Raw genomic sequence first — 22,165 nt, 5'->3', positions numbered from 1 at the left:
CGAGAAAAGCCGCGCAAAAGCCTGATTTTTCATTCAGACGCCAGAAAACAGAATGGGGGCATCATGGCGTTGGACTGGGACAAGCTACGCGTGTTTCACGCTGCGGCGGAAGCTGGGTCGTTCACCCATGCCGCCGAGACACTGCATCTGTCGCAATCGGCGATCTCGCGGCAGGTCAGCGCGCTCGAACATGATGTCGGCGTGCCGCTGTTCAATCGCCATGCCCGCGGCCTGGTGCTGACCGAGCAGGGTGAGATGCTGTTCCGCACGGCGCATGACGTGCTGATGAAGCTGGAGACGATCAAGTCGCGGCTGACCGAAGCCAAGGATAGGCCTTCCGGCGTGCTCAGGGTGACGACCACGGTGGGGCTCGGTGCCGGCTGGCTGACCGAGCGCGTGCAGGAATTCATCGAGCTCTATCCCGAGATCAGCCTGCAGCTGATCCTGGCGAACGAGGAACTCGACCTCACCATGCGCCGGGCGGACTGCGCGATCCGGCTGCGCCAGCCGCAGCAGCCCGATCTCATCCAGCGCCGCCTGTTCACGGTGCATTTCCATCTCTACGCCGCCCCTTCCTACGTCAACAAATATGGCAAGCCGGCGTCGATCGCCGAGCTGAAGAGCCATCGCATCGTCACCTTCGGCGTGCCGGTGCCGGCGCATCTGTCGGAATTGAACTGGCTGGAAACGGTCGGCGATTTCGAAGGCGGGCAAAGGGTGCCGACGCTGCAGATCAACGACATATTGTCGATCAAGCGCGCGGTCCAGGGTGGCGCCGGCATCGCCATGCTGCCCGACTATGTGGTCAGCAAGGACTCAGGGCTGGTGCAGTTGCTGCCGGAGACCGAAGTGCCGTCCTTCGACACCTATTTCGCCTATCCCGATGCGATGAAGAACCAGGCGAAGCTGCACGTCTTCCGCGATTTCATCATCGCCAAGGCGCGTAGTTGGTCATTCTAAACCTCTGCACATCCCTTACCACCATGCATTGCGGACGATCCTCTCCTACTGGCCGCGCCATGGCGTCAGGCGGGGGAGCCAGCCTGGAACGGCATGGCGGTAGGCCTCGTACTCGGCGCCATAGCGGCGGGCAAGCGTCGGTTCCTCATGGAACTTCACGAACGAGACCGTGGCGACGGCGGCGATAGCGGCATAGGCGACGAGAGCCGCGCTCGAAAACAGCAGCGACTGGCCAAGGATGATCGCCAGCACAGCCACATACATCGGGTTGCGGACATGGCGGTAGATGCCGCCGACAACCAGTCGATCGGTTGGGGCGACCGGAGCGGGCGTGCCTCGGCCTTCGAGAGCAAAACGGGCAAAGGCATGAAGCAGCAAGGCCGTTGCGACGACAATCAGGACCCAGCCGACCGGGACCAGGCCGGGCAGGGTCGACCATGGCAGACGATAGCGATCGGCCAACAGCCAGGGCAGCAATCCCGCAACCACACCGGGCGCTGCGATGAAGAACAGCGCGCTGCCGGCGATCGCCTGACGGGTCCTCATCGGGGCTTCCTTGGTCGCGATTTTCGGGCCGATGCATGGCTGCCGCAAAAATAAACGCGCGCTGCCTGATTCGCCATCATTCGTTGTTTTCTGCGTTCTGAACCGAAAATCGGCGCTGGTTCGCTATTTCGCAGTGATTCTTGACTGGCTGCGCACCGCATTTCGCGCTTCTTCTGGTCCTACGAGGCCAAGCAACGGCTTAGACCACAGCCTGTGTCATTTTGCATGCGAGTGTTGCAAAATAGATGCTTGTTTCTTGGGCATGATGAGCACATATATGGATCATCTCCTGGGCGCGTTCTCCTCCCATTAGCGCCCTCGAGTGTTCCCCTCTGGAGGTTAGCCTTAACAGGCACTTCCAATCAAACTCAGCCGGATCTTCGTTGATCCGGCTTTTTTGTATCCCGAACCCTGCCGGCGCTGACGCAAAGCCGACCGAAATTGTCATGTAACAGTGACATGTAACCTCAGGTAACATGTCGCGGGCGCGCAGCATCGACTAAGCAGATCATAGGACGCGGTGTGGTTCGTGCGGGAGATGGGGGCATCACTCGGACGATCCGGGCTCAGGCGGCTACCGCGTCCGAACTATTCTTCCGCTGAGGCTGTCAAGCGTTGGCGGCATGTGCGGCGGACCTGCCATTTCGCCTCCCACGAAGACGGTCCGCAAGAGAACGGCGTCCGGATCATGTCCGGACGCCGTTTCCTTGTGTTCTGCAGCCTGACTGTCGCCAAGTTCCAGTGTTAGGCGGCCTTGCCATTGGCGTTCAACGCCTCATCGGCCAGGCGGCCGGTGAGTTCGGCCATATGGTCGAAGCTGGCACGATAGCTGGCCACGCCCGCGGTGGCCGAACGCAGCTCGATGATCAGATCGCCGATCTCGGCCTGCGGCATGGTCGCCTCGACGACATCCCATCCCGGCCAGCCGGGCCGCGCATCATAGCCGAGGATTTGGCCGCGCCGCTGCGGGATCAGGGCGATGATTCTCGATGTTGCGTCGGACGGCGTGACGATTTCCACCTTCATGATCGGTTCAAGCAGCACCGGCGAGCAGGCGGCCATGCCTTCCTTCATCGCCAGCTTTGCCGCCATCTGGAAGGCCATGTCCGACGAATCGACGGAATGATAGGAGCCGTCGGACAGGTTGACGGCGACGTCGACCACAGGAAAGCCGAGCGGGCCCGATTTCAGATAATCGCGTACGCCGGCCTCGACCGACTGGATATAGGTTTTCGGCACGGCGCCGCCGGTGATGGTGTCGGTGAACTGGAAACCGGAGCCGCGCGGCAGCGGCTTGATCTCAATCACCACGTCGCCGAACTGGCCATGGCCGCCCGACTGCTTCTTGTGACGGCCACGCTGCTGCGCCGCTTTGCGGATCGTCTCGCGGTAAGGCACAGCCGGCGGATGGCCTTCGACCGGAATCTGGTTCTTGCCCTCCAGCCGCTCGCGCACGACACGCAGATGCATTTCGCCATGGCCCGACAGCACGGTTTCAGCCGAATCCTGATTGTGGCGCACGCTGAGCGAGGGATCTTCCTCGGCAAGGCGCTGGATGGCCGCCGACATCTTGACCTCGTCCTTGCGTTCCTTCGGTCGCAACGCAAAGGCATAGACCGGTTGCGGCGGCGTCAGCGTGACCAAGGGCTTGATGCCGCCCTTGACCGAGCTCAAGGTCTGACCGGTCGTGACCTCGTCCATCTTGCCGAGCGCGACCGTGTCGCCGGCCGGGGCCGAGGTGAGCTTGGTCTGGTCCTTGCCGAGCATTCTGTAGATGCCGGAGACCTTTGCCGTCGCGCCGTTCGACAGGAAGAGTTCGGAGGCGTCGGCAAGCTGGCCGGACAGGATGCGCGAGATCGACAGCTTGCCGCCATGCGCGGTGTGGATGGTCTTCATCACCTGGACGACGGTCGCATTGCCGTCAGCTGCGTCGAGGCGCTTGCATGTTGCTTCAACATCAGGCGCGTCGTGGCGGATCGTTTTTAGCAGCCGCAGCACACCATTGCCCTTCTCGGCGGTGCCGATCAGCACCGGCGTCACGGCACCATCGCGCAAGTCGGCGGCCAGGTCGTCGAAGATGGCGTCCTTGGGCGGCTCGATTTCGTCGAGCAGCTGCTCCATCAGTTGATCATCATGGTCGGCGAGCGTCTCCAGCATGGAAAAGCGCGCTTCGAGTTCGCGCGCCTTGTCGTCGCTGGGAATCTGGGCGACTTCGCTTTCGGCATATTCGCGATAGATGTAGGCGCGCTCCAGCGCCAGATCGATCGAGCCGATCACCACGCCGTCCTTGCGCAGCGGAATCTGGCGCAGCAGCAAAGGCACCGAGCTTGCCGGCTGCAACATCTTCAGCGTGTCGCGCACGCCTGATATCGCCTTGTCGACCTTGTTGAGGAACATGATGCGCGGCACGCCGAGATCATCGAGCTTGCGCATGATCAGCTGCAGGGCAGGGATCTTCTTCTCGTCGGCTTCGGCGACGACCACGGCGATGTCGCAGGCGGCCAGAACCGGCTCTGCCTCGAAGGAGAATTCGATGGAGCCGGGACAATCGACGAAAGTGAGTTGCTCGCCCATGAAGTCGGTGGTGGCAAACGTCGCCTCAACGCTCATGGCGTGGGCGCGTGCCTCGGGCGAATGATCGGAAACTGTGTTTCCCGAGGAGACCGGATTCTGGCGGGGGATGGCGCCCGTGCGGGCCAATATGGCTTCGAGAAGTGTCGTCTTACCGCTTGCAAAGGGACCGACGATGGCAATGCATTTCGGTCCCGTGCGTCGTCCTCCGGCGCGAGTTCCCATGACTGACCTCCACTCAGGCGTTTCCCTGGGAGCGGCGGCCGGCCTGTCGACCGTCGCGGGCGGGGCTTTTTTCAGTTTGCCGCCTACCCAAAGGCATCGTCCCACGGGTTAGGCGGGAGGGCAAGTGATTTGAGAATCGGGTGATTTGAGAATCGGGGGATCGCCTGATGTCGCGGATGTTGAGCCATGATCGGCGAAGCCGTCGAATGCGGGCCTGGGCTTTCCGTCAATGCCGTGACAGGGTCCGTCGCCGAACAGCCGCAAAAGCGGTTGCGCCATGATGGGTTATCGGATGAAAGTGCCGCTTCCTGCGACAAAAAGGAACGGTCGTCGCCGACCGATCCGCCATCAGTTTGAGGACTTTGCGACGATGAAGATCTTTGCTTGCGGCAGCGTGCCGACCGTCATTGCGCCGGAAAAGTACTTCACCGGCCGCGTGTGGCAGACGCCGATCATCGAGAAGGAAGCGCCGGCGCGGCTACGCGCCATCATGGTCGGTTTCGAGCCCGGCGCGCGTACCCACTGGCATACGCATCCGCTGGGCCAGACGCTCTATGTCGTGTCAGGCGCCGGCCTGGCGCAAAGCTGGGGCGAGCCGATACAGGCAATCAGGGCCGGCGACGTCATCTCGTTTGCGCCTGACGAAAAGCATTGGCACGGCGCCGGTCCAAAATCGGCGATGGCCCATATCGCCATGCAGGAGGCGCTCGACGGCGTCCATGCCGACTGGCTGGAGAAGGTGACCGACGAGCAGTATGGCGGCGTTGATCGGACCTAAAAGCGCGTCGCGTCTGATCATTGGTCGCGTCTGATCATTGTAGGTGATTTCCACGCTCAGGTTTGGGTTTCATGTCGAACCGTCGCTTGCCTCTTGTTGCCGCCGTCTATCTCGGCACATTCGTCGCACTGCTCGACATCAGCATCGTCAACGTCGCACTGCCGACGATCCAGATTGCGCTCGGCATCGATTTCGCCGGGCTGCAATGGGTGATCGACGCCTACACGCTTTGCCTGTCGGCCTTCATGCTGTCGGCAGGCCTGATCGGCGACCGCTACGGGCGCAAGCGCTCCTGGCTGGCAGGCATCGGCATCTTCGTGGCTGGCTCTGCCATATGTGCAATCGCGCCCAACCTGTCGGTGCTGCTGGTGGGCCGGGTGGTGCAGGGGATAGCCGGATCGCTGATCATTCCGGGTGCGCTGTCGATTCTGACGCAGGCGTTTCCTGACGGTCGCGAGCGTGCCGGCGTTATCGGAGGCTGGGCGTCGTTCGCCGCTGTCTCGCTGCTCACCGGCCCGGTCGTCGGCGGCATCCTGGTCGAAACCGCCGGATGGCAGAGCATTTTCCTGATCAACCTGCCGCTCGGCCTGGCCACGATCGCGCTCGGTGCGGCTTCGATCGTAGAGACTTCACACCCCGAGCATGCCCATCTCGACCTTGTCGGCCTGGCGCTCAGCATTCTGTGGCTGGGCGCCTTGACCTTCGGCCTGATATCGGCAGGCGAAAAAGGTTGGGGCGATCGAGAGGCTGTTATCGCCCTTGTCGTCGGCTTCGCCGGCCTGGCAGCCTTCCTTGTCTTCGAGGCGCGTACGCCGCGGCCGATGCTGCCGCTTGGCCTGTTTCGCGACGTTCGCTTCGCCGTCGCCAATGTCGCCTCGTTCGCGCTCGGCCTCACCTCCTACACCGGCGTCTTCCTCTATTCGATGTTCCTGCAGCAGGCACAGGGCTGGTCGCCGACACAGACCGGCCTGCGCATGGCACCGCTGTTCCTCGTCCAAATGGTCGTGTCGCCGGCGATCGGCAGGCTCAGTCAGCGCTACGGACACTCGGCGCTGATGACATCGGGTTATCTTGCGAGCGGTCTTTCCATGCTGGGCATGTGCTGGGTTGGACCCTCGACACCCTATGTGACGATCGGCCTGCTGTTTGCCGTCGGCGGCCTCGGCAATGCGCTGTCCATCCCGACCGGCAGCGCTGCCGCTATGTCGTTTGCGCCGCGCGAGCGTTCGGGCATGGTGTCGGCGGTGATCAACGCAACCCGCCAGGGCGGCACCGCCATCGGCATCGCCCTGCTCGGCGCCTTGATGAGCATGCGGGCAACAGCCCTGCTGACGGCGCGTCTTGAAAATGCCGGTGTCGCCAATGCCGGAGCGGTGGCCCGCGCCGCGGTTTCAAGGCACGATTTCGCAGCCGATGCGGCGATGGGCAAGGACGGCCTGCGCGATCTGTTCGCAGCCGCCTATGCCGGGGGCTTCCATGCGGCGATGCTGACGGCCGCCATCGTTTCGTTCGTCACGGCCGGGCTTCTGGCCGCCATTCTGGCGCCGGCCGAGGCTCGTTCGGCGCGCGAAACGAATCACAGTCGCCAAGGATGAGGCTGGCGCCGACCGCCAAAACCCGATTGCGAGCCGGGTTTTGGTGTTCGAGATGCGCTTGATCAGGTCAGCGAGGCGGTGAAGCGCTGGATGCGGGCGCAGGCCTCTTCGAGCAACGCCTCCGACGTGGCATAGGAGATGCGGAAGTTCGGGCCGAGGCCGAATGCCGAACCGAACACGACCGCCACGCCCTCGGCCTCGAGCAGTTCCGAGCAGAAGGCTTCGTCGCTGTCGATCAGCTTGCCGGTTTTGGTCTTCTTGCCGATCAACTGGGAACAGGACGGATAGACGTAGAAAGCCCCTTCGGGAGACGGACATGTGATGCCGCGCGCCTGATTGAGCATCGACACGACGAGATCGCGCCGAGCCTGGAAAATCGCCTTGTTTTTCGCAATGAAATCCTGCGGACCGTTCAGCGCCTCGACCGATGCCCACTGGGCAATGGTGCAGGCGCCGGAGGTCTGCTGGCCCTGGATCATGTCCATCGCCTTGATCAGCGCCACCGGCCCGGCCGCATAGCCGATGCGCCAGCCGGTCATCGCATAGGCCTTCGACAGGCCGTTCATGGTCAGGGTGCGCTCATAAAGCTTCGGCTCGACCGCGGCGATGGTCGTGAAGACGAAATCGCCGTAGATCAGGTGCTCGTACATGTCGTCGGTCAGCACCCAGACATCGGGGTGTTCGAGCAGCACGTCGGCCAGAGCGCGCAATTCAGCCTCGCTGTAGGCGGCGCCCGACGGGTTCGACGGTGAGTTCATCAACAGCCATTTGGTGCGCGGCGTGATCGCCTTTTGCAACGCCGCCGCCGTCAGCTTGAAGCCGTTGTCGATGGAGGTGTCGGCAAATGCCGCGGTGCCGCCGCAGATCGCTACCATCTCGGGATAGCTGACCCAGTACGGCCTCGGAATGATGACCTCGTCGCCGGGGTTCAGCGTCGCCATGAAGGCATTGAACAGGATCTGCTTGCCGCCGGTGCCGACGATGGTCTGCTCCGGCCGGTAATCGAGATTGTTCTCTCGCTTGAATTTTTTGGCGATTGCCTCGCGCAGCGGCACGATGCCGGAAACCGGAGGATATTTCGTTTCGCCGCGACGGATGGCCTCGATCGCAGCGTTCTTGATGTTGTCCGGCGTGTCGAAGTCCGGTTCGCCGGCACCCAGCCCGATCACGTCACGGCCGGCGTTTTTCAGCTCGCGCGCTTTCTGCGTCACTGCGATGGTCGCGGAAGGCTTTACGCGGGAAAGGGCGTCGGCAAGAAAGGCCATGACGGCGTTGTCTCCTTGTAGGCTTGGCGGTGCGTCCGACCGCGGCGTCTCTCATGTCGCATCATCCCGCCAAGCGCAAGCATTGTCGGATGAGCCAGACCTCAAATCCCCGGCAAATCCGGCAACAATAAATTCACTTACACGCGGTAAAACCCGGGGTGGCTGGATCACGACCCATTCCACCAGTCTCGCAACGGGAGGAACCGTGTCGCGCAGCATCGGGCTTGCCCATATCGTCCGCCACGATGACGGCACCGCCAGCGGTGTCTGGGGCAATTATACGCTGCAAAGCGCGTTCCAGCCGATTTTTGCCTTCAGCAACGGCAAATTGTCCATCACCGGATTCGAGGGCCTGATCCGGCCGTTCCGCGACGCCGAGCCGCAGACGCCGGTGAGTTTTTTCAACGCCTGTCCGACGGTCGACCGCCTGCATATCGAGGCGCTGACAAGGACGCTGCACCTTTTGAACGCCGGCGCGTGCCTGCCGCAGGAGGCATTTATTTTCATCAACTTCGATCCGTCGGTGTTCACCGATCGCAGCATCGCCGACAGCGCGCTGCGCGACATGCGGCTGGTGCTGCATGAGGCCGGGATCGATGCGAACCGCGTCGTCTGCGAGCTGACCGAGCAAAAGTCGGCGTCGCAGGAAACGCTCTACAATTTCGTCGAGGCGCTCAGGGCCAACGGGTTTCGCATCGCGGTCGACGACTACGGCGCCGAAGAGTCCGACATCAACCGGATCAAGGAGCTCAGGCCTGACATCGTCAAATTCGATGCCCACTGGATCATGCAACTGATGGAGTCCGGCGCCGGCTTCGCGCTGCTGACCGCCATGGTGGCAAGTTTCGAACAGCAAGGCATCCGCACCGTGTTCGAGGGCATCGAGGAGGGCTGGCAGCTTGAACTGGCCGAGAAATCGGGAGCCTCGATGGTGCAGGGATTTGCGCTGGCGCGCCCGGAGCTTGCACCGACCAGCTTTCACGTCTTCGGCAACGAAAGCCAAGTCTTCGGCAAGGAAAGGCAGATGCCGGTGACGGCGCCTGACGCCGGCGCGGCGCCTGCGACCGTCTCGCCTTCGCCGCGGTCGAAACGGGCTTTCGGGCGCAAGGTGGTGCCATGACCAGGCGGCCCGACAGGCGGCGCAATGTCGGCGAGGCAATCTTTGCCGACGAAGTCGGGATCGAATATGGCGTCTATGGCGCGTTCCGGCTGAGGAGCGCCTACCAGCCGATCTTTGCGCCGCGCGGCAGGTTTTTGAAGGCCGTCGCCGTCGAAGGCCTGATCGAGCCGCACCGCGCCGGCAGGCCGGTCGCGCCGCGCGTATTCTTCGAGGGCATCCCCGTGGCGGATCGCCTGTTCGTCGAGACGATGTGCCGGGTACTGCATCTCAGGAATTTCCGCAACATCGGCGTCGGCGGGCTCGACCTGTTCTTCAACTACAATCCGCTGATCAACGATGACCCCGGGCGAGCGCTGGCAGAAATCAGGCTGATGACCAGGCGTCTCGCCGAGTTCGACCTCCACCCCGGCATGCTGGTCTGCGAGATCACCGAGCAGGCGGCTGAAGACAAGGTGCTCGTCAGCCTGGCGCGCGAGATGCGGCGTGACGGCATCCGCATCGCCATCGACGATTTCGGCACCGGGCATTCGACGGAAGAACGGGTCGCTCTTGTCCAGCCCGACATCGTCAAGATCGACGGCACCTGGTTCGCGGAATTCTGCCGCCATGCCGCCGCCGAACGGTTTTTCCGGCCGCTGGTCTCCGCGCTGCATGACCGCGGCGCCAAAGTGCTGGTCGAAGGCATCGAGCAAGCCACGCATCTGCGCGTCGCGCTGGACGGCGGCGTTGACCTGATGCAAGGATTTTACCTTGCCCGGCCGGCGCTGGCCGGCACGGTCTTCGACGAGGAGCCGCTGCCCATCGACAGGCTGCTTGGCATGGCCAACAACGTCGTGCCGTTGTTTGGGTGATCTATCACCGGCGCTGATGGTTGCGCCAAAACAAATCACTGGATGAAGCCGTCGCTGCCAGCATAATTGCCGGTAAAGGCGGCTCCGCCGAGGGGAGCGGCGATGGGAGCAAGAATGACCATACTCTATGGAATGATCGACAGCGGCAATTGCTACAAGCCGCGCCTGTTGATGGCCAAGCTCGGCATCGCTTTCATCAATGTCGAGGTCAGCTCGCACACCGGCGACACGCGCAAGCCAGACTATGTCGCCAAGAACCCGAACGCCATGGTGCCGCTGCTCGAGCTCGACGACGGCCGGCGGCTTGCCGAATCCAACGCCATTCTGCTCTATCTCGCCGAAGGCACGCGGTTGCTGCCGGCCGACAAATACGAGCGGGCATTGGCCTACCAATGGCTGTTCTTCGAGCAATACAGCCACGAACCCTATATCGCGGTGCGCAAGGCGCTGCTGACCTTTCCCGAACGGGCCAAGGACGCGACACCGGAACGGCTGGCGCTGACGCTGGAGCGCGGCAACAAGGCGCTCGGCGTGATGAACAAGCATCTGGCGGGCAGTGCGTTCTTTGCCGGCGAGGCCTTGAGCGTCGCCGACATCGCGCTCTACGCCTATACGCATACGGCCGAGATGGGCGGTTTTCAGCTCGACGCCTACCCGGCGGTGGCGGCCTGGCTGAAACGGGTCGATGCTGATCCTGGGCATGTGCCGATGGAGTGGCTGGGGTAGTTCTGTCCTTACGGCTACTTCAGGAGGCGGTCATATTCGGAGTGGGTGCCGATCCAAAACCAGACAACGTCATCGTGGTCACGGACAGCTACGGCGCGGTAGTTGAGATCAACCCGCGCCGACCAATAGCGTCCGACCTGTTGAAATGCAGCGACGGGTGAAACGGATCAGAACGCAGCTTGGCGAAACGTTTGTCCGCCTTTGCTCTGATCGACGAGGGCAGTTTTGCATAAGCCTCCCAGAATAAGGGAGTGGCGACATGATTCACAAAGACCGGGTCCGGCCGGCGCGATGGTCGGCCAAGGCCTGCTCGGCAAGTTTATCCAGCCTGCCAGCCTTGGCGTCGGCTTCGATCTGCCGATCCCACATCTCCGCTTTCAGTGCCTCGAACCAGGCGGCAAATGCCTTCAGTTCCTCAGGGCTCAGTTCGGCGACGGATTTCTCAATCTGTTCAAGCTTACTCATCGCCTAAAAATACCATGATTGGCACAATAAGGCCAAGGTAGCTGTTTCATCCGGAAATCCGGACAGCAAAAAGGCGGGACAAAATCCCGCCTTCCCATGCTTGGTAGCCTGATCGGGAGCGCTTTGGCCGGGCCGGCAGCAATCTGCTGCTTCGGCTTGTCGGGTTCTTTCCGCTCCGGCGCGCTTCTCGCGCGACCGTCAGTACATCCGTGACTTGCCGCGCGCCCCGAGCTATCGCCCGGCGCGCGCCATTCGCAAAATCAGGCTGCCTTGCTCAGAGATCCAGCGGACGACTTGCCAGTGCGGCGGTCCTGCTCGATCTCGAAGTTGATCTTCTGGCCTTCGACCAGCGTCGACAGCCCAGCGCGCTCGACTGCGGAGATGTGGACGAAAACGTCCGCGCCGCCGCTGTCAGGCTGGATGAAGCCGAAACCCTTGGTGGAATTAAACCACTTGACCGTACCTGTTGCCATTTCGATAGTCCTTATACGTTTGCTTTAGCTTGACTGAACCGAAGTCCAGCCGGTTTGTATCGAGATTTTGGAGATAGACGTCAGCAAACGCGAATATCGCGAGGCCCGGATCGATCGGCCGAAATATCAATGGACCTCATATAATCCGCTTCTCCGCAAAAAACAAGACTGCACGAAAAAAGGTGCTGATGCGGCGCTGCCCAATGGCCGTCCCAATCGCGTGAAAGCGTTGCAGCGTCGGGCGTTGCCGGGTCGCATGGCCTATGGCGCACGCTGCGGGAAGGGATCGTGCCGCCTCCGAGCGTCCGGTCCTGTTTGGGGAGAGGACCATGAAAACTGTCCTGTTTGCCGCCTGCCTGACGCTGGTCGCCGCCCAGGCGCAGGCGATCTCGCGCTATGACCCGAGCCGCATGAGCTGCGGCACGGTGCGCGCGACCATCGCACGCGAAGGCGCCGTCATCCTGCGTTATCAGTCGACGCGCAGGCCGAGGCTGCCGCTCTACGACCGTTATGTGCGGAGCCAGAGTTTCTGCAACATGGGCGAGGTCAGGGCACGCGCTTCGGTGCCGAGCGCCGATACCAACTCCTGCATCGTCTACAAGTGCAAGCGCGTGGAAACAGACCGGCATTTCCGCCGGCGCATCTTTCCGGACTAGCAATGCCGGCCTCAAAATCCAAAAGAGACCTGCGCCGGCGGCGGCGGACCGACGCGCACGCCTTCCATCGCCAGCATCTTCTCCTTGGTGGTCGAGCCGCCCGGCGCTGAAAAACCGCCGATCTTGCCGCCGGCGGCAAGAATGCGGTGGCAAGGGATGACCAGCGGCACCGGGTTGGCGCCGAGCACGGCGCCCGTCTCTCGCGCCAGCCCGGCATGGCCGGCGCGCCTGGCCAGTTCGCCATAGGTGGTGGTCTCGCCATAGGCGAGCTTGCGCGCCGCGTCGTAGATGGCGAGGCGGAAATCGTCGACACCGGTGAGATCGACCGGCACACCGGAGAAATCCACATCTTCGCCGGCGGCATAGGCCTTTATCGACGCGATCAGTTCGGTAATCCATTGCGGTCGGGCGCTCGAAGCGGCGCTGCCGGCATGGCGCAGCAGCCGCCGTTCCACCGCGTCGCGGCTGCGCTCGGGCAAGCAGAGCCGGGTCAGGCCACCCTCGCTCCAGGCGATGCCCATGAAGCCGATCACGGTTTCGAAGACGGCGTGGCCGGCGATGGCTTGAGAGGTGTCTTTCATGATGTGCTCCTTTCCCTGGGAACCAATGGCAATCCAGTACATATCGAGAACGGATATCGCATTTTCAGGGGTCTGTTGCCACCCGAAAACCATTGGAAATCCCAACTGGCTGCGGATTGCCGGGGGAAAGCCGCTGGTGTAAGGACTTCTTAACAGACGAACCGGACCCGAGCGCGGCTTGCCAGCAAAAATCATCTTTCCCGCGATCGGCGTGATGCTCGCTGCGGCCGGTCTCAGCGGCTGCACTTCGACCGCGCTGACCAAGGCCGTGCCTTCCCCGACTGAAACCGCCGCAGCTGGTAGCGAAGCCGGCTATGCGCTGGCGCTGCCCGACACCGTTTCGGTGCTGCCGGAATCGTCCGGCGTCACGCCCGTCCAGACCGCGGCGCTGGCCGTCGATCTCGCCGCGACGCCTGCCCAGCCAGCTGCCTTTGCCGGCCCGATCCCGTTGGCCGCAACTGCACCTGCAGCCATGATGGCCGATGCCGCGCCAGCCGGCACAGCGCCTGTCCATGCGACCACCGCCGTTGCGATGCCGGTCACCGGCGAGACAGGCAAGACGATGCCCGGCGTCCAGCAGGTCGCCTACGCCCTGCCTGAGAATCAGTCCGCCCTGCCTTCGACCAGCCTTGCCAAGGAGTATTCCGCGGGACCGCGCGGCGAGATCGAGCGGCTGATCGAGAAATATGCCGTCCTCTATCAGGTTCCGGTCGATCTGGTGCGCCGCGTCGTCAAGCGCGAGAGCACCTTCAATCCCAAGGCCTACAGTCGCGGCCACTGGGGGCTGATGCAGATCAAGCATGCGACGGCGCGCGGCATGGGCTATGACGGGCCGGCGAGCGGGTTGTTCGACGCCGAGACCAATCTGAAATATGCGGTGAAATATCTGCGTGGCGCCTGGCTGGTGGCCGGCGGCAACGCCAAGCGCGCCGATCGGCTCTACCAGAGCGGCTATTATTACGACGCCAAGCGCAAGGGCATGCTGGAACAAACCGGCCTGGGCCGCGACCGCAGTCGGCGTCGCCTGCAGCCCGACGCCTGAACGCCATGCCTGAGCCGCGCCCGCCGGCGCCGAACGACATAAGGCTGCGCAAGATCCTCGACGACACGCTCGCCCCGCCGCGCTGGCCGGAAGGTTTCGTCATGCGCGGTTTTGAGGCCGCCGACGCGCTGGCCTTGCATACGCTGCTGACCACCGTATTCGACGACGGCGCCGACGGGCCGTTCGACGAATGGTGGCCGCGCATTTCAAGCGACGCGGAATTCGACCCTGCCTTGTGTTTCCTGGTTATCGACATCAAGGGTCGGCTGGCGGGTGCGGCACTGTGCTGGACGAGGGCGTTCGTCAAAGACCTTGCCGTCCACCCCGAGGCGCGCGGCCGAGGCATCGCCGAAGCGCTGATGTGGCACGTCTTCACCACCTTTCACGCACGCGGCGCTGCGCATGTCGATCTCAAAACCAACACGGTTGAGAATGCTGCCGCCGTCAGGCTTTACGAGCGGCTGGGGGTGTTCGAAGTCGACTGGGCGGGGTGAGGAGCGGTTGGCGAAGCCGATCAGCGAGCATTGCGCGGAAACGAAGTGTCCACCAAGTCGGCAGGCTGCTTCTTGCCGGCAACCGTTCGGGCGTTAAGCTGCGATCCTGCGGCTTTCGTGCCGCGGGCGGGGTCTCGACCGAAACCGGAGAAAACACGATGCGGCTTTTACTTTTCAAACCGGGTCTGGCCAAAATGGGTCTGGTGATCCTCGCCCTTCCGCTTCTTGCGGGCGTCGCGCGCGCCGACGAATGCGCCGACGCACAGGATCAGGCGACCATGAACGAATGCGCCGGCAAGTCGTTCACCGAAGCCGACAAGAAGCTCAACCACGCCTACAGGCAGATCGAGGGCAGGCTGAAGGACGACGCGGCGACGAAGAAGCTGCTGGTCAGCGCGCAGCGCGCCTGGGTCGCCTTTCGCGATGCCGAATGCGCTTTCCAGGGCGGCCCGACCGATATGGCAGGCAGCATGTATCCGATGGTCATAGCCGGCTGCAAGGCGAGCCTCACCAACATCAGGTTGAAGGATTTTCAGGGCTATCTCAACTGCCAGGAGGGTGACACGAGCTGCCCAGTGCCGCCGCAGTAGCCTCTGTCGCCGGCTAAGGCGGAGCCGTTAAGGCCTTATCGCCGGGTTAGGCGTGCAAAATGTCGGAACCCTGCTTCGCGATGCGTCCTTGAGAGGCAAGGTGCGCTGCCGCATAGGGCGCGCGCGCCACAAGCACGGCTGATGGAGATGACGATGATCACCTTTCCCAACGAATCCGCTGAATATCGCGCCGCCCGCGAAACGCTGCTGCAAAAGGAAATCGAGCTGCGCCGCGCCATGGAGGATGTGGCCGTCGCCCGCCGTGCACTGCCGCCGGGCGGGCTGGTGCCTCAGGATTATGTGTTCGACGGGCTTGGCGCCGACGGCAAGCCGGCCCGCATAAAACTGTCGGAGCTGTTTTCACCCGGCAAGGACACGCTGATCATCTACTCGATGATGTTTCCGCGCCACCCGCAGGAGACGCGCGACGTGGCGACAAGCGGCGGCACGGCCAAGCTCGCGCGGGCCGACCAGCCATGCCCGTCCTGCACGGCGCTGCTCGACCAGTTCGACGGCGCCATCGGCCATCTCGGGGCCGCCGGCTTCAATTTTGCCGTTGTGGGCAAGACCGCGCTTGAAAACCTGATCACGCTTGGCCGCGATCGCGGCTGGACGAACATGCGGCTGCTCTCCTCGCCCGGCAACAGCTTCAAGCGCGACTATCACGCCGAGGCCGACGACGGCGCGCAACTTCCGATGCTGTCGGTGTTCCATCGCGACGCCGATGGCATCCGGCATTTCTGGAGCTCGGAGCTTGGCTTCGCGCCGTCCGAACCCGGTCAGGACCCGCGTGCCATCGGCACTTGCGAGCCCTTGTGGAATCTGATGGATTTCACGCCGGAGGGCCGGCCGGACTGGGACGAGCAGCTGCAATATGCCGGCGCCTGCTGCCACTGAGTGGGCCGTCCCTTCTCCCCTTGTGGGAGAAGGTGGATCGGCGCATAGCGCCGAGACGGATGAGGGGTGCTGGAAGAAATGAGGCGTTGGCAAATGTGCACGGTCTCTGCGCTGATGGGCGGCTCGACCTAGCGCACCGCCAAGCTGGAACACCCCTCATCCGACCGAGCTTCGCTCGGCCACCTTCTCCCACAAGGGGAGAAGGAAGAGCGCAACTTCGCCGCTGGTGTCGCGTTGGACTCTCCGAGGATCACAAACCCGGAGATTTCCTGTGAAAACAAATCTCACGCTTGCCATGGTCGCCTTGCTTGCCGGCGCGCCGGCGGCCTTCGCCCAATCCGCCACGCCGGCCGATATACCTGCTGTCGGCCAAACCAAGATCGACACCGAGACCTTCTCCAGAACCGTCCCCAGCGCCAACCGGTTCGAGATTGAAAGCAGCAAGCTGGCCGAACAAAAGAATGTCGCCGCCGATGTGAAGGATTTCGCCTCGCTGATGATCAGGGATCACACCAAGGCTGGCGAGGATTTCAAGGCAGCTCTCGAGCAGAGCCAGATCACGGCCTCGGTGACAATGAGCGGCCCGGCTTTGCTGCCGAAAGACCAAGCGATGCTCGACCAGCTCAAGAACCTCGATGGCGATGAATTCCAGGCGAAATACATCCTCCTGCAGAGCGAGGCGCACAAGCAGGCGCTAGCGCTGTTTTCAACCTATGCGCAGTCGGGTGAAGACCCGGCGCTGAAGGAATTCGCCAAGAAGACACTACCGACGCTGCGGATGCACGAAGAGCGCCTAAAGGATCTGGTGGCCGCTCACAGCTAATGCATGTCACCCAAACGCATGCCCTCGGGCCTGACTCTGGGCCTGACCCGAGATGCGCAGCGGTTTTGGGAAACGCATAAAAGAGAGCTTAAAGCGCGTCGCGTCGCGCTTTAAGTCGGCGCTCTCTCAGCTGTTTTTGATCTGCTCGACCGCCGTCGCCAGCAGGTCGTTCATGACGCCGCGAATCTGAACATCCGACTGGGCGATGCCCGCCGCGTCGAAATCGGCGCGTATTTTGCGCAACACGTCGTCGTCCCCGGCCTCTTCGAAGTCCGCGCGCACCACCTCTTTCGCATAGGCGTCGGCGTCCTCGCCTGACTTGCCGAGCTTTTCGGCGGCCCATAGGCCGAGCAGCTTGTTGCGGCGCGCCATGGCCCTGAACTTCGTGTCCTCGTCCATCGCAAACTTCTTTTCGAAGCCTTCCTGACGGTCTCTCATACTGCTCATAATTTGCCTCGTTCAGGTGTGGGTCTCCGACCTTCATCCGATGAAGAAGAAGGGCGGCGGGTAGGGGCCGAACATGGCGTGCATGGATGTCATAAGCAAGACCGGACCGTTCAATCCGCAGGGCAATCGCTTCGGGAGCTGGCGCTGCCCCTCACCCTCACCCTCTCCCCGTGAAGGACGGGGAGAGGGGGTGCCAGCGTTGCGGCTAGGTCCCTTCTCCCCGTTCTTGCCGGGGAGAAGATGCCGGCAGGCAGATGAGGGGCGGCGCCGACATCGACAACCGATAGCTTCGCCCAGAGCCTTCGCACCGATGTGAATTGACGTTGCCGCGCCGTGACCTAGTCTCGATTGGCGGGATGAGCCGAGGAGGCGAGCGATGCAGTCACCTTTCAACCGGATTCGGTGCGTCACGCTGGCAGCGGCAGTGATCCTTGCCGCTGGCACCGCAGCTTACGCCCATCACGGCTGGTCGTGGACCCAGGATGGTTTTTTTGAGCTCCGGGGCAAGATCACAGCCATCTATATCGGCAATCCGCACGCCACGCTGGATGTCGACGCCGACGGAGAGGCCTGGCGGGTGGATTTGGCGCCGCCGTCCCGCACCATGGCCGCCGGCTTCACCGAGGAGGTCGCCAAGGTCGGCGACGAGGTGACCGCGATCGGCCATCGCTCGCGCGACGAGACCGAGAAGTGGATGAAAGCAGCCCGCGTCATCGTCAACGGCAAGGCTTATGACGTCTATCCCGACCGCGTGCCGCCGGCTTGAATGGACGAGCTCCTCGCCGGCATCGAGCAACTCGCCATCGTAAGGGGGCTGAAGGCCTCCTTCGTCGCCTATCCCATAGTCAATGCGCTGCACATCATGTCGATCGGCGCGCTGCTGACCAGCGTCTGGCTCATGGACCTCCGGATCTTGGGCGCCTTCCGCTCGCTGCCGCAGGCGGCGTTCATCGCGCTGCTGCGCCGCACCGCATTGGCCGCGTTCGCCGGCGCACTAATCACGGGATCGCTGCTGTTTTCAGTCAGGGCGAGGGAGTATGCGGCGATGCCGATTTTCCTCACCAAGATGACGATCATACTCCTCGCCGGCGCCAATTTTCTCACCTTCATGCGCTACGCAAAACGCGGCGCCGAGCCGGCCGGCGGGACCGTTACCATCCTGGCGGTGCTGTCGCTGGTACTGTGGACGTCGGTGCTGTTCGCGGGGCGGTTTATTGGATTTCTGAACTGAGCGGCGTCGGCACAGCGTGCCTTGGACGGATCACGGTGCGCAGCGTTGGCGGGACGCGCCCCCTCTGGCCTGCCGGCCATCTCCCCCACTTGGGGGGAGATCAGCTAATTGCTTCAGGCAAAATACTCCTGGAGCGGCCTGACTTCCAAACTCCCCGCGCGCAACGCTGCGATCGCCTCCGCCACTGCCGCAGCCCCCGAGAGCGTCGTGTAATACGGCACCTTCTGCATCAGCGTGGCGCGGCGCAGCGATTTTGAATCCGACACCGCCTTCTGGCCGTCCGTGGTGTTGAAGACGATCTGCACCTGGCGGTTGCGGATGGCGTCCTCGATGTGCGGGCGGCCTTCCAGCACCTTGTTTATTTTCTCGGCAGCGACGCCGTTCTCGGCGAGGAAGCGGGCGGTGCCCGAGGTGGCCATTACCTTGAAACCCTGGCCGGCGAGGCGCTTGACCGCCGGCAGGATGCCTTTCTTGTCCTCGTCGCGCACCGAGACGAACAGCGTGCCGGCGCGGGGGAGATCAACACCCGCTCCCAACTGGCTCTTGGCGAAAGCCAGCGCAAAGTCGCGGTCGAGGCCCATGACCTCGCCGGTCGAGCGCATTTCCGGGCCGAGCAATATGTCGACGCCGGGGAAGCGGGCGAAGGGGAACACCGCTTCCTTGACCGCGATGTGGCCGGGATTTCTGGGGTCGGGCATGGCGCCGTAATGGGCGAAGGCGTCTTCCAGGCTCTCGCCGGCCATGATGCGGGCGGCAATTTTCGCGATGGGCCGGCCGATGGTCTTGGCGACGAAGGGCACGGTGCGCGACGCGCGCGGATTGACCTCGAGCACATAGACGGTGCCGTCCTTGATCGCGTACTGCACGTTCATCAGGCCGCCGACATTGAGCGCGCGGGCAAGTGCGGCCGTCTGGCGCTCCAATTCGTCGACGAGCTCCGACGGCAGCGAGTGCACCGGCAGCGAGCAGGCGCTGTCGCCCGAATGGATGCCGGCCTCCTCGATGTGTTCCAATATGCCGGAGACGAAAGTCGACTTGCCGTCGCACAGGCAGTCGACATCAACCTCGATGGCGCCCGAGAGATAGGTGTCGAACAGCAGCGGGTTCTTGCCCAGCAGTGTGTTGATCTGGCCTGTCTTGTCGTTGGGGTATTTCTGCTTGATGTCCTCCGGCACCAGGCCGGGCACGGTGTCGAGGAGATAGGATTGCAGCATGCTCTCGTCGTGGATGATCTGCATGGCGCGGCCGCCGAGCACATAGGACGGGCGCACCACCAGCGGGAAGCCGAGCTCGCCGGCGACGAGGCGGGCCTGCTCGACCGAATAGGCGATGCCGTTCTTCGGCTGGCTGAGGCCGAGCTTGTGCAACAACTTCTGGAAGCGGTCGCGGTCTTCGGCGAGATCGATCATGTCGGGCGAGGTGCCGAGGATCGGGATGCCGGCCTTCTCCAGCGCATCCGCCAGCTTCAGCGGCGTCTGGCCACCGAATTGGACGATGACGCCGACCAGTTCGCCCGACGCCTGCTCGGCGCGCAGGATCTCCAAAACGTCCTCCGGCGTCAGCGGCTCGAAATAGAGCCGGTCCGAGGTGTCGTAGTCGGTCGACACGGTCTCCGGGTTGCAGTTGACCATGATCGCCTCGAAGCCGGCGTCGCGCAGCGCAAAGGCGGCGTGGCAGCAGCAATAGTCGAACTCGATGCCCTGGCCGATGCGGTTCGGGCCGCCGCCGAGGATGACGACTTTTTTTCGCGACGAGACTTGCGCCTCGTTGGCGAGCGCGCCGGCGAAGGGCACCTCATAGGTCGAGTACATGTAGGCGGTCGGCGAGGCGAACTCGGCGGCGCAAGTATCAATGCGCTTGTAAACCGGATGAACGTCGAGCCTTTCGCGTATCTTTTGAACCTCTTCGACGTCTTTCCTGACCAGGGACGCGAGGCGGGCATCGGAGAAACCCATCGCCTTCAGCATGCGCAGATTGGCGGCGTCTTCGGGAATGCCGTGCTCGCGAATGCGGGCTTCCATGTTGAGGATGCCGGCGATCTGTTCGAGGAACCACGGGTCGATCTTGCACATGGCGTGCACGTCTTCCAGAGAGGTGCCCATGCGGATCGCTTGCGCCACCATGCGCAGCCGGTCGGGCGTCGGCGTGCCGAGGGCAGCGCGAATGGCGTTGCGGTCGTCGGCGTGGCTGGCTGCGCCGTGCGCGATGCCGGGGATCTCGATCTCGTCCAGACCCGTCAGGCCGGTTTCCAGCCCACGCAGCGCCTTCTGCAGCGATTCCTGAAAAGTGCGGCCGATGGCCATGACCTCGCCGACCGACTTCATCGCGGTGGTCAGCACCGGCTCGGCGCCGGGGAATTTCTCGAAGGCAAAGCGCGGGATTTTTGTGACGACGTAATCGATCGACGGCTCGAACGAGGCGGGCGTTGCGCCGCCGGTGATGTCGTTCTCCAGCTCGTCCAGCGTGTAGCCGACGGCGAGCTTCGCCGCGATCTTGGCGATCGGAAAGCCGGTCGCCTTGGAGGCGAGAGCCGAGGAGCGCGAGACGCGCGGGTTCATCTCGATCACCACCAGGCGGCCGTCGGCCGGGTTGACGGCGAACTGCACGTTGGAACCGCCGGTCTCGACGCCGATCTCGCGCAGCACCGCGATCGAGGCGTTGCGCATCATCTGGTACTCTTTGTCGGTCAAGGTCAGGGCAGGGGCGACCGTGATCGAGTCTCCGGTGTGCACGCCCATCGGGTCGATGTTCTCGATCGAGCAGACGATGATGCAGTTGTCGGCCTTGTCGCGGACAACCTCCATCTCGTACTCCTTCCAGCCGAGCACGCTTTCCTCGATCAGCACTTCGGTGGTCGGCGAGGCATCGAGGCCGGACTGGACGATCTCGTAGAATTCGGCGCGGTTGTAGGCGATGCCGCCGCCGGTGCCGCCCATGGTGAAGGACGGGCGGATGATGGCGGGCAGGCCAACATGGTCGAGCGCCTGTGCGGCGATCGCCATGCCATGGCTGATGTAGCGCTGCTTGCGGTCGCCCTCACCGAGGTTCCAGCGCGTTTCGAGCGCGTCGAGCGCGGCGTCGAGGTTTTCGGGCTTCTCGGCCTTCAGGGCGGCGCGTTCGGCCTCATGCGTCTTGCGGTCGGCATTCTTGACGTCGGTGGCGTTGGCCAGCATCGATTTTGGCGTTTCCAGGCCGATCTTCTTCATCGCCTCGCGAAACAGCGCCCGGTCCTCGGCCTTGTCTATTGCCGTGGCGTCGGCGCCGATCATCTCGACATTGTAGCGCTCAAGCACGCCCATGCGGCGCAGCGACAGGGCGGTGTTGAGCGCGGTCTGGCCACCCATGGTCGGCAGCAGCGCGTCCGGCCGCTCCTTGGCGATGATCTTGGCCACCACTTCCGGCGTGATCGGCTCGATATAGGTGGCATCGGCCAGTTCCGGGTCGGTCATGATGGTGGCCGGGTTGGAATTGACCAGGATGACGCGAAAACCCTCTTCTTTGAGCGCCTTGCAGGCCTGGGTGCCGGAATAGTCGAATTCGCAGGCCTGACCGATGACAATGGGGCCGGCCCCGATGATCAGGATCGACTTGATGTCGGTGCGTCTTGGCATATCGAGGGTCCGTTCGGCAGGCGGCTTGCACGAAAAACCGGACGGGAAGACCCGGCCGGTTGTGCTCGCGATTCTGGTATCAGGCTAGGAGGGCCTTATAGGGAAGAGTTTTGCCGGATGTAACCCCCTAAAATGCGGAGTGTAGGGCAGTAGGGCAGTAGGGCAGTAGGGCAGTAGGGCAGTAGGGCAGTAGGGCAGTAGGGCAGTAGGGCAGTAGG

The 22,165-nt window shown here is 63.1% G+C and carries 22 protein-coding genes and 1 pseudogene; 14 read left to right on the top strand and 9 right to left on the bottom strand.

Annotated features, from left to right (window positions below; genetic code table 11):
* Positions 1-63: 63 nt before the first annotated feature.
* The gene (locus AC0L3O_RS12635) at positions 64-960 is read left to right on the top strand and encodes a LysR family transcriptional regulator (RefSeq protein ID WP_023799796.1); all 897 of its coding nucleotides are present in this window, start codon (positions 64-66) and stop codon (positions 958-960) included.
* A 45-nt stretch (positions 961-1,005) separates the two neighbouring features.
* Here the strand turns inward: AC0L3O_RS12635 and AC0L3O_RS12630 are convergent, their stop codons facing one another.
* Together AC0L3O_RS12630 and AC0L3O_RS12625 are read right to left on the bottom strand one after the other, a co-directional pair.
* Positions 1,006-1,506 carry a methyltransferase family protein gene (locus AC0L3O_RS12630; RefSeq protein WP_473535031.1) on the bottom strand — a complete coding sequence of 167 codons (501 nt, stop codon included), beginning with the start codon at positions 1,504-1,506 and terminating at the stop codon, positions 1,006-1,008.
* Between the two features lie 744 nt (positions 1,507-2,250).
* A complete protein-coding gene (locus tag AC0L3O_RS12625; protein ID WP_473535030.1) occupies positions 2,251-4,302 on the bottom strand; it encodes an elongation factor G in 2,052 nt (683 codons plus the stop codon).
* Between the two features lie 370 nt (positions 4,303-4,672).
* Here AC0L3O_RS12625 and AC0L3O_RS12620 point away from each other — a divergent pair, with 370 nt between their 5' ends.
* Together AC0L3O_RS12620 and AC0L3O_RS12615 are read left to right on the top strand one after the other, a co-directional pair.
* Positions 4,673-5,080 (top strand): (R)-mandelonitrile lyase, encoded by a 408-nt coding sequence (locus AC0L3O_RS12620; RefSeq protein ID WP_473615734.1) that lies wholly within the window; start codon positions 4,673-4,675, stop codon positions 5,078-5,080.
* Positions 5,081-5,151: 71 nt separating this feature from the next.
* Positions 5,152-6,675, top strand: coding sequence for a DHA2 family efflux MFS transporter permease subunit (locus tag AC0L3O_RS12615; RefSeq protein WP_023799791.1), 1,524 nt, complete (start codon positions 5,152-5,154; stop codon positions 6,673-6,675).
* Between the two features lie 62 nt (positions 6,676-6,737).
* On the opposite strand, the gene AC0L3O_RS12610 is transcribed toward AC0L3O_RS12615, so the two are convergent.
* Entirely contained in the window at positions 6,738-7,940 is a 1,203-nt protein-coding gene (locus AC0L3O_RS12610) for a pyridoxal phosphate-dependent aminotransferase (RefSeq protein WP_473615732.1), read from the bottom strand.
* Positions 7,941-8,145: 205 nt separating this feature from the next.
* Between AC0L3O_RS12610 and AC0L3O_RS12605 the strand changes: the two genes are divergently transcribed.
* From AC0L3O_RS12605 to AC0L3O_RS12595, 3 genes are all read left to right on the top strand, one after another.
* On the top strand, positions 8,146-9,060 hold the full coding sequence (locus tag AC0L3O_RS12605) for an EAL domain-containing protein (protein WP_473535027.1): 915 nt from the start codon (positions 8,146-8,148) through the stop codon (positions 9,058-9,060).
* Positions 9,057-9,911: an EAL domain-containing protein gene (locus tag AC0L3O_RS12600; protein ID WP_023799788.1), complete on the top strand. Its 855-nt coding sequence runs from the start codon at positions 9,057-9,059 to the stop codon at positions 9,909-9,911. Before AC0L3O_RS12605 ends, AC0L3O_RS12600 begins: the two co-directional genes overlap by 4 nt.
* 114 nt (positions 9,912-10,025) lie before the next feature.
* A complete protein-coding gene (locus AC0L3O_RS12595) occupies positions 10,026-10,637 on the top strand; it encodes a glutathione S-transferase family protein (RefSeq protein WP_473535026.1) in 612 nt (203 codons plus the stop codon).
* A 14-nt stretch (positions 10,638-10,651) separates the two neighbouring features.
* Here AC0L3O_RS12595 and AC0L3O_RS12590 read toward each other — a convergent pair.
* The 3 genes and pseudogenes from AC0L3O_RS12590 to AC0L3O_RS12580 all read right to left on the bottom strand — a co-directional run bounded on the left by AC0L3O_RS12590 (position 10,652) and on the right by AC0L3O_RS12580 (position 11,575).
* Positions 10,652-10,905: pseudogene (locus AC0L3O_RS12590) on the bottom strand (type II toxin-antitoxin system RelE family toxin).
* Entirely contained in the window at positions 10,902-11,102 is a 201-nt protein-coding gene (locus AC0L3O_RS12585) for a hypothetical protein (protein WP_023799785.1), read from the bottom strand. The pseudogene AC0L3O_RS12590 and the gene AC0L3O_RS12585 overlap by 4 nt, the downstream one beginning before the upstream one ends.
* A gap of 260 nt (positions 11,103-11,362) precedes the next feature.
* Complete coding sequence (locus tag AC0L3O_RS12580; RefSeq protein WP_023678332.1) at positions 11,363-11,575, bottom strand: cold-shock protein; 213 nt, start codon at positions 11,573-11,575, stop codon at positions 11,363-11,365.
* A 329-nt stretch (positions 11,576-11,904) separates the two neighbouring features.
* Here AC0L3O_RS12580 and AC0L3O_RS12575 point away from each other — a divergent pair, with 329 nt between their 5' ends.
* Entirely contained in the window at positions 11,905-12,231 is a 327-nt protein-coding gene (locus AC0L3O_RS12575) for a hypothetical protein (protein WP_473535025.1), read from the top strand.
* A gap of 11 nt (positions 12,232-12,242) precedes the next feature.
* Here the strand turns inward: AC0L3O_RS12575 and AC0L3O_RS12570 are convergent, their stop codons facing one another.
* The gene (locus tag AC0L3O_RS12570; protein ID WP_473535024.1) at positions 12,243-12,812 is read right to left on the bottom strand and encodes a methylated-DNA--[protein]-cysteine S-methyltransferase; all 570 of its coding nucleotides are present in this window, start codon (positions 12,810-12,812) and stop codon (positions 12,243-12,245) included.
* Between the two features lie 178 nt (positions 12,813-12,990).
* Between AC0L3O_RS12570 and AC0L3O_RS12565 the strand changes: the two genes are divergently transcribed.
* From AC0L3O_RS12565 to AC0L3O_RS12545, 5 genes are all read left to right on the top strand, one after another.
* Positions 12,991-13,854, top strand: coding sequence for a transglycosylase SLT domain-containing protein (locus AC0L3O_RS12565; protein WP_473535023.1), 864 nt, complete (start codon positions 12,991-12,993; stop codon positions 13,852-13,854).
* Between the two features lie 5 nt (positions 13,855-13,859).
* On the top strand, positions 13,860-14,348 hold the full coding sequence (locus AC0L3O_RS12560) for a GNAT family N-acetyltransferase (protein WP_473535022.1): 489 nt from the start codon (positions 13,860-13,862) through the stop codon (positions 14,346-14,348).
* A 158-nt stretch (positions 14,349-14,506) separates the two neighbouring features.
* Complete coding sequence (locus tag AC0L3O_RS12555) at positions 14,507-14,938, top strand: lysozyme inhibitor LprI family protein (RefSeq protein ID WP_473535021.1); 432 nt, start codon at positions 14,507-14,509, stop codon at positions 14,936-14,938.
* Between the two features lie 153 nt (positions 14,939-15,091).
* Complete coding sequence (locus tag AC0L3O_RS12550) at positions 15,092-15,835, top strand: DUF899 family protein (RefSeq protein WP_473535020.1); 744 nt, start codon at positions 15,092-15,094, stop codon at positions 15,833-15,835.
* Positions 15,836-16,106: 271 nt separating this feature from the next.
* Positions 16,107-16,658 carry a DUF4142 domain-containing protein gene (locus AC0L3O_RS12545; protein ID WP_473535019.1) on the top strand — a complete coding sequence of 184 codons (552 nt, stop codon included), beginning with the start codon at positions 16,107-16,109 and terminating at the stop codon, positions 16,656-16,658.
* Between the two features lie 126 nt (positions 16,659-16,784).
* Here AC0L3O_RS12545 and AC0L3O_RS12540 read toward each other — a convergent pair whose 3' ends face one another.
* Positions 16,785-17,105 (bottom strand): DUF1476 domain-containing protein, encoded by a 321-nt coding sequence (locus AC0L3O_RS12540; protein ID WP_128247276.1) that lies wholly within the window; start codon positions 17,103-17,105, stop codon positions 16,785-16,787.
* Positions 17,106-17,481: 376 nt separating this feature from the next.
* Between AC0L3O_RS12540 and AC0L3O_RS12535 the strand changes: the two genes are divergently transcribed.
* The gene (locus tag AC0L3O_RS12535; protein WP_473533145.1) at positions 17,482-17,871 is read left to right on the top strand and encodes a DUF6152 family protein; all 390 of its coding nucleotides are present in this window, start codon (positions 17,482-17,484) and stop codon (positions 17,869-17,871) included.
* Positions 17,872-18,336 carry a hypothetical protein gene (locus AC0L3O_RS12530; protein WP_473535018.1) on the top strand — a complete coding sequence of 155 codons (465 nt, stop codon included), beginning with the start codon at positions 17,872-17,874 and terminating at the stop codon, positions 18,334-18,336.
* A 113-nt stretch (positions 18,337-18,449) separates the two neighbouring features.
* On the opposite strand, the gene carB is transcribed toward AC0L3O_RS12530, so the two are convergent.
* Positions 18,450-21,947: a carbamoyl-phosphate synthase large subunit gene (gene carB, locus AC0L3O_RS12525; RefSeq protein ID WP_473615731.1), complete on the bottom strand. Its 3,498-nt coding sequence runs from the start codon at positions 21,945-21,947 to the stop codon at positions 18,450-18,452.
* Positions 21,948-22,165: the final 218 nt, after the last annotated feature.

The sequence above is a fragment of the Mesorhizobium sp. WSM4810 genome (assembly GCF_055811235.1).
Note: the sequence above shows the minus strand (reverse complement) of the source record. Positions and strands in the feature narration are given on the sequence as shown.